The sequence below is a fragment of the Desertibaculum subflavum genome (assembly GCA_003576705.1).
Lineage (GTDB): Bacteria > Pseudomonadota > Alphaproteobacteria > Ferrovibrionales > Ferrovibrionaceae > Desertibaculum > Desertibaculum subflavum.
This window is the reverse complement of sequence record QOZS01000019.1, coordinates 83,932-95,256: the sequence shown is the minus strand read 5'-3', so window position 1 is coordinate 95,256 and position 11,325 is coordinate 83,932. Positions and strand designations below refer to the sequence as shown.

Genomic DNA, 11,325 nt, shown 5'->3' with positions numbered 1-11,325 from the left:
CCGTGCCGGCAGCGGCGCCCGCGCCGCCGAGCCGCCGCCCGGCATCGCCGCCGCGCGCGCGGCGCTGCAGCACCATTTCGCCGGCGCGCGCTCGGATTTCCGTGACCTTCCGGTCGATATCGCCGGCGTGGATCCGTTCCACGCCAAGGTCTATGCGGCCTTGCGCGAGGTCGGCTGGGGCGAGACGGTCACCTATGGCGAGCTCGCCGCCCGCGCCGGCGCGCCGGGCGAGGCGCAGGAAGTCGGCATCGCCATGGCGCGCAACCGGCTGCCCGTCGTGGTGCCCTGCCACCGCGTGCTCGGCACCGCGCAGAAGCGCGGCGAGGTCAATGCCGGCGGCTTCTCCGCCTATGGCGGCGTCGCCACCAAGGCGAAGCTGCTCGCCCTCGAAGGCGTCGATATCGGCCCGCGCCAGAAGAGCCTGTTCTGACTTGCCGGTTGCGCCGCGCGCGGTGTATCCAGTTTGCGTCGTCAACACCCGGCCGCGGGAGGGATGCGTGAGCAGCTACAATCAGCATCACCCGCGCGGACCCGTTCCGGCCCCGCAGCATCGCGTTGCGGGGCGGGCCGAAAGCCGGGCCTGACAAGCCTCACCCTGTCTCTGGCTCCGCCTGCCTCATCGGCATGACGCCGCGTCGCTGAAGCGACCGGTAAGGACCAGAGAGACGACATGAGCCTGATCCAACTCAAGAGCCTCGGCATCGCCTCGCCCCGGCTTCTGTTCCAGAATCTCGATCTCACCCTGCATGCGGGCGATCGTCTCGGCCTGATCGCCGGAAACGGCGCCGGCAAGACGACCCTGCTGCGCTGCCTGGCCGGCCAGCTGGAGCCCGGCGCCGGCGAGATCGTCCGCCGCCGCGGCCTCCGCCTCGGCTTCGTCGAGCAGGACGTGCCGGACACCTTGCTCAACCTGCCGCTCGCCGAAACGGTGCGTCGCGCGCTCGCGCTGGCCGAGCGCGAGGCCAATGGCTGGAAGGTCGACCTCGCGCTCGACGCCTTCGAGACGCCGGCCGAGATGCGCGACCGGCCGCTGGCGGAGCTCAGCGGCGGCTGGCAGCGCCTCGCGCTGATCGCCCGCGCCGGGATCGCCGAGCCGGACCTGCTGCTGCTCGACGAGCCGACCAACCATCTCGACGGCGATCGGCTCGAGATGCTGGAGAACTGGCTGCGGCACGGCACCGAGGGTACGGCGATGGTGATCGCGAGCCACGACCGCGCCTTCCTCGATGCCTGCACCACGCGCACGCTGTTCCTCCGGCCCGAGCTTTCGCGGCTCTATCCGCTGCCGTTCAGCCGTGCCCGCGCCGCCCTCGCCGAGGACGAGGCGGCCGAAGCGGCGAAGCTCGCCCGCGACGCCAAGGAGGTCGAGCGGCTCCGCCGCAGCGCCGCCCATCACCGCAATGTCGGCATCAACTCGGGCAGCGATCTCTGGCTCAAGAAGTCGAAGCAGCTCGGCGCCCGCGCCGACGCCATCGAGGAAAGCCTCAAGCCCCAGCACCGCGAACGCGCCGGCGAGCTCCGCCTCGACGCCCGCGACAGCCATGCGAAAGTGCTGGCGCGGCTCGACGACATCACCGTGACGGCGCCGGACGGCCGCGCCCTGTTCCGCACCGGCGCGCTCCGCCTCCACCAGGGCGAGCGCGTGGTGGTCGGCGGCGCCAACGGGATCGGCAAGTCGCAGCTGATCCGCCTCTTGCATCGCGCCGCGCAAGGCGAGGCGGTGCCCGGCGTCACCGTCAGTCCGAGCGCCGTCACCGGCTATGTCGACCAGCAGATGGCGCAGCTCCCGGCGGAGGAGACGCCGCTCGGCTTCATCGCCGGCACCTTCCGCCCGGGCGACCAGCGCGCCTTGTCGCTGCTTGCCGGCGCCGGCTTCGACATCGAAACCCAGCGCCGCCGGATCGCGCAGCTTTCACCGGGCCAGAAGGCCAGGCTCGGCCTGCTCGCGCTCCGCCTCGTCGCGCCCAACTTCTACCTGCTGGACGAGCCGACCAATCATGTCGACATCGCCGGCCGCGAGCGGCTCGAAGCCGAGATCCTGGAGCACCGCGCCACCTGCCTGCTGGTCTCGCATGACCGCTGGTTCGTGCGCGCCGTCGGCACGCGGTTCCTCAGGGTCGAGCGCGGAAGGCTGGTCGAGGCATGATGCTTGCGCGCGGGCCGGGATCGGCTAGCTTCCGGCCCATTCCAAGAACAGATATCCGGGAGAAAGCCCAATGGGTCAGCTCGACAATCGCGTCGCCATCGTCACCGGCTCGGGCCGCGGCATCGGCCGCGAGATCGCGCTCCGCCTGGTGCGCGACGGCGCGAAAGTGGTGATCAACGATATCGACGAGGCGCCGACCAAGGAGACCATCGCCGCCATCGAGCAGATGGGCGGCAAGGCGGTCGCCTGCATCGGCGACGTGTCGAAGCCGGATTTCGGCGACCGCATCGTCAAGACCGCGGTCGACGCCTTCGGCGGCTGCCACGTGGTGGTGAACAATGCGGGCTACACCTGGGACAGCGTGATCCAGAAGATGACCGACGAGCAATGGTACGCCATCCTCGACGTGCACCTGACGGCGCCGTTCCGCATCCTGCGCTCGTTCTTCAACCACTTCCGCGACGAGGTGGAGAAGGAGCGCGGCCGCGGCGAGCGCATCGTCCGCAAGGTGGTGAACATCTCCTCCACTTCCGGCGTCAACGGCAATGCCGGGCAGGCCAACTACTCGGCGGGCAAGGCCGGCATCGTCGGCCTCTCCAAGACGCTCGCCAAGGAATGGGGCCGCTACGACGTGACGGTGAACGCCGTGGCCTTCGGCTACATCCAGACGCGGCTGACCCAGCCGCTCAAGGAAGGCGAGAGCGGCACCATCGAGGTGCAGGGCCGCACGGTGAAGATCGGCGTGCAGGGCGGCCGCATCTCGGCTATGAACCAGATGATCCCGCTCGGCCGCGGCGGCCTCCCCGAAGAGGCGGCCGGCTCCGTCTACCTCTTCTGCAGCCCCGACAGCGATTACGTCTCCGGCCAGTGCCTGGTGGTCAACGGCGGCTTGTGAGAGCGATTCACCGCCAAGACGCGAAGAGCGCGAAGGTGCGCAAAGGAACTGAAGAAAATCATCTTCGCGTTCCTTTGCGCCCTTGGCGTACTTAGCGGTTAAGGCGCCGCGTCACCGAGCGGGTTGAGCAGGTCCTTCTTGCCTTCGAAGGCGAAGAGCAGGAGGTCGGTCATGCGGAACGTGCTGGCATCCGGCCCGAGACTCGGGCGCCAGGTCGGGTCGCGCACGATCGAATAGCGGCTGGCTTCCATGGCGCGGTGGAAGGTCTCGGCCACGATGCGGCTGCCCACATCGCCGAGCCGGCCGTTGTTCAGCTCCGCCTCGCGCAGGATGTAGAACCAGAGCGGCGTGTTGTCGGTCAGCTCCTTCTTCAGCGCCGCGTCCAGGTTGGTGACGTCGGCGCCGCCGGCGCCCTCGATGATCTTGCCGGCGGCGAGCGGCGTCGCATTGAGCAGCTTCGCCATCTGCTGGCCGCTGGCGAGCTCCACCATGTTGCCGCGCACCAGGTTGCGGAAGGCGAGGTTGCGGTCGTTCGGCGGGCTCGACGGGTTGCCGCCGAACGAGCCGATCGGCAGGGTCTTCAGCGGATCGACCAGAAGCGTGTCGATGCGCTTCGCCATGTTGAATTCGGCATCCGGGTTCGGGAAGCCGAGATCCTTGCGGTCGGTCTCGTTCTCGAAATTGTACAGCCGGCGGAAATCGGCGACCCAGTTGGTCGGCAGCCGCTCGAAGGTGCCGGCATCGCGGTCGTCGAGGCCGGCCGGCGGCGGCGGCGACAAGGTGCCGCTGGTGCCGGAGAAGCGGAACAAGAGGTCGAGCGTGCCGACGCCGCCGGGCCCGCCCGCCTTGAACACGCGGTTCCACTGATAGGCGCCGCGGATCATGCTGTGGCCCAGCCGATAGGCCGCGACCGAGAACTCGATCGGCATGGTCGGCGCGTCGCCCGGCAGGATCTGCATATAGCTCGCGGGCGTCGTGCCGGGCTGGCAGGGCACCTCGAAATACTTGCGGCCCTTGGAGAACACCTCGTCGACGATGCCGGGCGAGCAGATCCGGTCCAGGAAATCGTGCCTGAGCATCCACTGGTAATGCTTGGTCGTCTGCTCGCGCGCCCGCTCGAACAGGTCGTGGCTCGGCGTTCCGGCGGCGGCCAGCTTCTCGACCACGCGGTTGTGGAACCGCATCATGGCGAGGTGGGTCTGGCCGACGATCAGGTTCTCGTCGTTGCGCGGATCGGCGATCAGCGCCGCGCGCCTGGCCGAGGGCGTCGCGCCCTGGCCCGAGCGGGGCAGGTCATATCCGTCGATATCGCGATTGGTGCCGCCATCGGGGAAGGGCACCGCGGCGGTCTTGCCCATCTTCAGCCGCACGCCGTCGCTGTAGAGCATCCTGTCCTCGGGATCGCCCGGGCCCCGGCCATAAAGGCAGTCGAGGTCGAGCGCCGGCGAGCGGGCCTGGACCAGCTCCTCCACCGTCACCGGCGAGCCGAAAGCGAGCTCGGTGCGGTCGAAGGTCATGTCGTGATCGACGAACTGGCCGAGATAGGTGAAGCCCGCCGGGATGATCGGGTCCTTGGCGTCCGGCTGGTTGCCGGGCTTGGTCATCGCCTCGCCGAGCGCGAGGCAGAGCGCGTCCGAGGCCGGCTTGCCCTTGGGGCCGAGCCGCGAGAAGCGGAACTCCCGGAGCTCGACATTGGAGGGCGCGCGGTAGCAGACCGGCTTCCCGGCTTCGTCGCGCGAGAGCATGCCCTCGCCGACCACCATGTAGTGTTTGCGAATATGGCGCATGATGCTGTCTCCCCCGCCAATTGGCGGCTTATGCGCCTCACCCGAAGTAATTATATGGATTGCGGACGAAATTAGCTTTCAAAGTTGGCCAATTGTATTGTTGAGGCTCGCAAAAATAAGTATTCGTTAGGCAAGATCTACTGTGAAGAGGAAAGCGTTGCGGGTTCGCCACATCCGGCTTATTCGCTTCATGCAAGTCATTCTATTGTCACAGACTATGCCTCCGCCGCGGCTCCGGTAGTGCCCGAACAGGGGCCTGCCTGGTTCCGGAAGTCCGGTGAAGCCCCGTTCGGCTCCTGCGGCGGGCCGCGGCGGTGCGTTCCTTGACGCTTAACGGGTGCCCTGTAAAAACGGGCGCCGCCAGCGGGAATCCCCCGATTCCACTTCGAAACTTCGGCCAGGTGTTGCGCATGCCGGATTCAGGGCCCGCCAAGGCCCCGTCCTTCCAGGATCTGATTCTCCGTTTGCAGAGCTATTGGGCCGGCCAGGGCTGCGTGGTGCTGCAGCCCTACGACATGGAGGTCGGCGCCGGCACCTTCCATCCCGCCACCACGCTCCGCGCGCTGGGGCCGGATCATTGGAGTGCCGCCTATGTGCAGCCCTCGCGCCGGCCGAAGGACGGCCGCTATGGCGAGAATCCGAACCGGCTGCAGCACTACTACCAGTTCCAGGTGATCCTGAAGCCGTCGCCGGAAGACATCCTCGACAAGTATTTCGGCAGCCTCGCCGCCATCGGCATCGACTGGCGCCTGCACGACCTGCGCCTGGTGGAGGACGACTGGGAAAGCCCGACGCTCGGCGCCTGGGGGCTCGGCTGGGAAATCTGGTGCGACGGCATGGAGGTGACGCAGTTCACCTATTTCCAGCAGGTCGGCGGCTTCGACTGCAATCCGGTCGCGGGCGAGATCACCTATGGGCTCGAGCGCATCGCCATGTACCTGCAGGGCAAGAACTCGATCTACGATCTCGACTGGAACGGCCGCGGCTACACCTACGGCCAAGTCTTCCTGGAGAACGAGAAGCAGTTCTCGGCGCATAATTTCGAGCACGCCAATACCGAGATCCTGTTCCGCCAGTTCGCCGAGGCGGAGGCGGAGTGCCAGTCGCTGCTCGGCAAGGGCCTGCCGCTGCCGGCCTACGACCAGTGCCTCAAGGCCAGCCACCGCTTCAACCTGCTCGACGCCCGCGGCGTCATCAGCGTCGCCGAACGCGCCGCCTATATCGGCCGCGTCCGCGCGCTGGCGAAAGGCTGCTGCGAGGGCTACCTCAAGGCCGGGGGGCATTTGTGATGGTGGGCTCGATGGTCGCTCCCCGCGCTAAGCCCTCTCTGCCCCTCAGGGGCGGAGAGGGTTGGGAGAGGTGGGGCGCGCCGCGCCTCGACGAGAATCGCCGATGCGCAACGCATCAGCGTCTGCGCGCGCATGGCGAACCGCATCCTCCCCACCTCACCCAACCCTCTCCCCCCGCGTTGCGGGCGGAGAGGGCTTTTTGTTGCGGGAGAGGCTGATGCCTGACCTCCTGCTCGAACTGCTCTCGGAAGAGATCCCCGCGCGCATGCAGCGGCGCGCCGGCGAGGATCTGGCGAAGCTGGTCGGCGACCGGCTCGCCGCCGCGGGGCTCGGCACTCCGAAGCCGACCATCTACACCACGCCGCGCCGGCTCGCGCTCGCGCTCGCCGGCCTGCCGGCGCGCCAGCCCGATCTCAGCGAGGAGGTGAAGGGCCCGCGCGAAGGCGCGCCCGAGGCGGCGATCAACGGCTTCCTGAAAAATGCCGGCCTCGCCGATCTCTCCGGCGCCGAGCTGCGCGACACGTCCAAGGGCAAGACCTGGTTCGCGGTGAAGAGCCGTGCCGGCCGTGCGACGGCGGACGTGCTGGCGGAGGTCCTGCCCGGCGCCATCGAGGCGCTGCCCTGGCCGAAATCCATGCGCTGGGGCACGCATACGATGCGCTGGGTGCGGCCGCTGCACCGCATCCTCTGCCTGTTCGACGGCGCGGTGGTGCCGATCAAGGTCGGCCATCTCACCGCCGCCGACACCACCGAGGGCCACCGCTTCATGGGCGGCGCGCCCTTCGCGGTGAACGGCCACGACGATTACGTCGCCAAGCTCTCCATCGCCTGCGTGCGCCTGGCCCACGAAGAGCGGCGCGACGCGATCCTGGCCGATGCCCGCAAGCTCGCCGAGGCCGAGCAGCTGAAGCTGGTGGAGGATCCGGGCCTCGCCGAGGAAGTGGCCGGTCTGGTCGAATGGCCGGTCGTCCTGCTCGGCGGCTTCGAGGAGGAGTTCCTTGCCGTGCCGCGCGAGGCGCTCTCCACCGCGATGCGGTCGCACCAGAAATACTTCTCGCTCGAGCGCCACGACGGCAGCCTCGCGCCGCGCTTCGTCGTGGTCGCCAACATGGTGACCCAGGATGGCGGCGCCACGATCGTGGGCGGCAACGAGCGCGTCATCCGCGCCCGCCTCGCCGATGCCCGCTTCTTCTGGGACCAGGACCGCAGGACCAGGCTCGAAGCGCGAGTGACGCGGCTCGGCGACATCGTGTTCCACGCCAGGCTCGGCACCGTCGCCGACAAGGTGGCGCGGATGCAGAAGCTCGCCCGCGTCATCGCGCCCTATGTGAAGGCCGATCCCGAACTCGCCGCGCGCGCGGCGCTGCTCGCCAAGGCCGATCTGGTCACCGAGATGGTCGGCGAGTTCCCGGAACTCCAGGGCGTCATGGGGCGTTACTACGCCCGCCATGACGGCGAAAAGCCCGAAATCTGCGACGCCGTCGCCGACCATTACGCACCGCTCGGCCCCTCCGACCGCTGCCCGACCGCGCCGGTCTCGGTCGCCGTGGCGCTGGCCGACAAGCTCGACACCCTGATCGGTTTCTTCGGTGTCGGCGAGAGGCCGACCGGCTCCAAGGACCCCTTCGCGTTGCGCCGCGCGGCGCTCGGCGTGATCCGCGTGATCATGGAGAACGGCCTGCGCCTGCCGCTGCGCAAGATCCTGGTCGATGCCTGGCTCGGCTACGCGACATTCGGCGAGGGCGTGAAGGGCAAGGACCCGGCCGACGACCTGCTGGATTTCTTCGCCGACCGGTTGAAGGTGCATCTGCGCGAGCAGGGCGTGCGGCACGACCTGGTTTCTGCCGTGTTCGCGCTCGGCCACGAGGACGATCTGATCCGGCTGCGCGCCCGCGTCGACGCGCTGGCGCAGCTGTTGCAGAGCGAGGACGGCGCCAACCTGCTGACCGCCTATCGCCGTGCCGCCAACATCCTGCGCATCGAGGAGAAGAAGGATGGCCGCGCCTATGATGGCGCGGTGAGCGACGGCGCGCTGGCGCAGTCGGAGGAGACGGCGCTCTGGCAGGCCATCGGCAAGGCGCGGCCGGCCGCCGAGAGCGCGCTGAAAGCGGAAGATTTCGCCGGCGCCTGCCGCGCCCTTGCCCAATTGCGTCATCCTGTCGACGCATTCTTCGACAAGGTGACGGTGAACGCCGACGACCCGGCGTTGCGCGCCAACCGGTTGAACCTGCTCGCCTCGATCCGCGGCGTGCTCGACCGGGTGGCGGATTTCTCCAAGCTGGAAGGCTGAAGCGACATGGCGAAGAAGGCCAAGGCGAAGAAGGCGGCACCCAAGGCGAAGCAGGTCGCGAAGAAGAAGCCAGCGGCGAAGCCGGCCGCGCGCCGGATTGTGGCCGCGCGCAAACCCGCGGCCGCCAAGCGCGCGACGCCGAAATCGCCTCCGCCCAAGGCCAAGGCCGCCGCGCGCAAGCGCAAATGGGTCTATGCCTTCGGCGACGGCAAGGCCGAGGGAGCTGCCGCGATGCGCAACCTGCTCGGCGGCAAGGGCGCCAACCTGGCGGAGATGTCCAATCTCGGCCTGCCGGTGCCGCCCGGCTTCACCATCACCACCGAGGTCTGCACGTACTACTACGACAACAAGCAGACCTATCCGGCCGGCATGGATGCCGAGATCGATGCGGCGCTGGCGCGGGTCGAGAAGATCGTCGGCGCGAAGTTCGGCGATGCGTCGAACCCGCTGCTCGTCTCGGTGCGCTCCGGCGCCCGCGCCTCGATGCCGGGCATGATGGACACCGTGCTCAATCTCGGCCTCAACGACGTGACGGTGCAGGGGCTGGCGAAGCAGTCGGGCGACGAGCGCTTCGCCTATGACAGCTACCGCCGCTTCATCCAGATGTATTCCGACGTGGTGCTGGGCGTCGGCCACGAGAATTTCGAGGAGATCCTCGAACTGCACAAGGAAGACAAGGGCGTCAGCCTGGATACCGATCTCGACGCCGCCGATTGGCGGCAGATCGTCGAGGAATACAAGACCAAGGTGAAGGAGAAGCTCGGCAAGCCGTTCCCGCAGGCGCCGCGCGACCAGCTGAAGGGCGCCATCGCCGCCGTGTTCGGCTCCTGGATGAACGACCGCGCCAAGACCTACCGCGCCATCCACGGCATCCCGGCCGATTGGGGCACCGCGGTGAACGTGCAGGCCATGGTGTTCGGCAATATGGGCGACACCTCGGCGACCGGTGTCGCCTTCACCCGCGATCCCTCCACCGGCGACAACTCGTTCTACGGCGAATACCTGGTCAACGCCCAGGGCGAGGACGTGGTGGCCGGCATCCGCACGCCGCAGCACATCACCATCGCCGAGAAGCAGAAGGTCGGCTCCAGGCTGCCCTCGATGGAGGAGAGCATGGGCGCGACCTACAGGGAGCTGCGCCGCATCTGCGACCGGCTGGAGCGGCACTACCGCGACATGCAGGACATCGAGTTCACCGTGCAGCGCGGCAAGCTCTGGATGCTGCAATGCCGCTCCGGCAAGCGCACCGCCAAGGCGGCGATCAAGATCGCCGTCGACATGGTGAAGCAGAAGCTGATCTCCAAGGCCGAGGCGGTGACGCGGATCGAGCCGGCCTCGCTCGACCAGCTGCTGCACCCGACGCCGGACCCCAAGGCCGAGAAGCAGGTCATCGCCAAGGGCCTCGCCGCCTCGCCCGGCGCGGCCAGCGGCAAGGTGGTGTTCGACGCCCACGACGCCGAGACCTGGGCCGGCCGCGGCGAGCCGGTGATCCTGGTCCGCGTGGAAACGTCACCCGAGGACATCCACGGCATGCACGCCGCCAAGGGCATCCTCACCGCGCGCGGCGGCACCACCAGCCACGCCGCCGTGGTGGCGCGCGGCATGGGGCGCCCCTGCGTCTCCGGCGCCGGCGCGCTCCGCATCGATTATCGCGGCCAGGTGATGACGGTCGGCACCCATACGGTGCGTCAGGGCGACACCATCACCATCGACGGCTCGACCGGCGAGGTGATCCTCGGCACCGTGCCGACGATCGAGCCCGAGCTGTCGGGCGAGTTCGGCACTCTGATGCAATGGGCCGACCAGCTGCGCCGCATGAAGGTGCGCACCAATGCGGAGACGCCGCTCGATGCGGGGACGGCGCGCAAGTTCGGCGCCGAGGGCATCGGGCTCTGCCGCACCGAGCATATGTTCTTCGAGGCGAGCCGCATCGCCGCGGTGCGCGAGATGATCCTCGCCGCCGACAAGGCGGGGCGCGAGCGGGCGCTGGCCAAGATCCTGCCGATGCAGCGGCAGGATTTCGTCGAGCTGTTCCGCATCATGGCGGGGCTGCCCGTCACCATCCGCTTCCTCGACCCGCCGCTGCACGAATTCCTGCCCAAGACGGAGGCGGATTTCGACGCGGTGGCGAAGGCGACCGGGGTCGACATCGCGACCCTCAAGCACCGCGAGCGCCAGCTCGAGGAGGCGAACCCGATGCTCGGCCATCGCGGCTGCCGGCTCGGCATCACCTATCCGGAGATCTACGCCATGCAGGCGCGCGCCGTGTTCGAGGCGGCGGCGGCGGTGGCGAAGGAGCTGAAACGCAGCGTCGTGCCGGAGATCATGATCCCGCTGGTGGCAACGCGGCAGGAGCTCGAGATGATGAAGCGCGTGGTCGACGAGGCCGCCAAGGCCGTGATGGCCGAGACGGGGACGAAGCTCTCCTATCTCGTCGGCACCATGATCGAGCTGCCGCGCGCGGCGCTACGCGCGCGAGAGATCGCCGAGGTGGGCGAGTTCTTCTCCTTCGGCACCAACGACCTGACGCAGACCACGCTCGGCATCAGCCGCGACGACGCCGCGTCCTTCCTCGACGACTACGTGGCGAAGGGCATCCTGCCGGCCGATCCGTTCTCCAGCCTCGACACGGCGGGCGTCGGCGAGCTGATGCAGATCGCGGTCGAGCGCGGCCGCCAGGCGCGCCGCGATCTCAAGCTCGGCATCTGCGGCGAGCATGGCGGCGACCCGGCCTCGATCTATTTCTGCGAGAAGATCGGCCTCGACTACGTGTCCTGCTCGCCCTACCGGGTGCCGATCGCGCGCCTGGCCGCCGCGCAGGCCGCGATCAACAAGGAGAAGCCGGCGAGCGAGGCGTGAGCTGCCCCCGGGGATCTAAGTCCCTCGCCTCAAGGGCAAAGAGGACCCGCGGACCGATG

General features: G+C 68.6%; 7 protein-coding genes. 6 read left to right on the top strand and 1 reads right to left on the bottom strand.

Annotated elements, in window-relative coordinates:
• The 3 genes from DT074_RS12260 to DT074_RS12250 all read left to right on the top strand — a co-directional run.
• Positions 1–430, top strand: a 430-nt coding sequence (locus tag DT074_RS12260) for a methylated-DNA--[protein]-cysteine S-methyltransferase (protein ID WP_162914851.1), incomplete at its 5' end; no start/stop codon positions are given.
• A 240-nt stretch (positions 431–670) separates the two neighbouring features.
• The gene (locus tag DT074_RS12255) at positions 671–2,146 is read left to right on the top strand and encodes an ATP-binding cassette domain-containing protein (RefSeq protein WP_119420142.1); all 1,476 of its coding nucleotides are present in this window, start codon (positions 671–673) and stop codon (positions 2,144–2,146) included.
• A 70-nt stretch (positions 2,147–2,216) separates the two neighbouring features.
• Positions 2,217–3,041, top strand: coding sequence for an SDR family NAD(P)-dependent oxidoreductase (locus DT074_RS12250; RefSeq protein WP_119420141.1), 825 nt, complete (start codon positions 2,217–2,219; stop codon positions 3,039–3,041).
• A 98-nt stretch (positions 3,042–3,139) separates the two neighbouring features.
• Here DT074_RS12250 and DT074_RS12245 read toward each other — a convergent pair whose 3' ends face one another.
• A complete protein-coding gene (locus DT074_RS12245) occupies positions 3,140–4,828 on the bottom strand; it encodes a peroxidase family protein (RefSeq protein WP_368744630.1) in 1,689 nt (562 codons plus the stop codon).
• 410 nt (positions 4,829–5,238) lie between these two features.
• Between DT074_RS12245 and DT074_RS12240 the strand changes: the two genes are divergently transcribed.
• The 3 genes from DT074_RS12240 (at position 5,239) to ppdK (ending at position 11,266) form a co-directional block, all read left to right on the top strand.
• Positions 5,239–6,117 carry a glycine--tRNA ligase subunit alpha gene (locus tag DT074_RS12240; protein WP_119420140.1) on the top strand — a complete coding sequence of 293 codons (879 nt, stop codon included), beginning with the start codon at positions 5,239–5,241 and terminating at the stop codon, positions 6,115–6,117.
• Between the two features lie 217 nt (positions 6,118–6,334).
• Positions 6,335–8,407 carry a glycine--tRNA ligase subunit beta gene (glyS, locus tag DT074_RS12235; protein WP_119420139.1) on the top strand — a complete coding sequence of 691 codons (2,073 nt, stop codon included), beginning with the start codon at positions 6,335–6,337 and terminating at the stop codon, positions 8,405–8,407.
• Between the two features lie 6 nt (positions 8,408–8,413).
• Positions 8,414–11,266, top strand: coding sequence for a pyruvate, phosphate dikinase (gene ppdK, locus DT074_RS12230; protein WP_119420138.1), 2,853 nt, complete (start codon positions 8,414–8,416; stop codon positions 11,264–11,266).
• Positions 11,267–11,325: the final 59 nt, after the last annotated feature.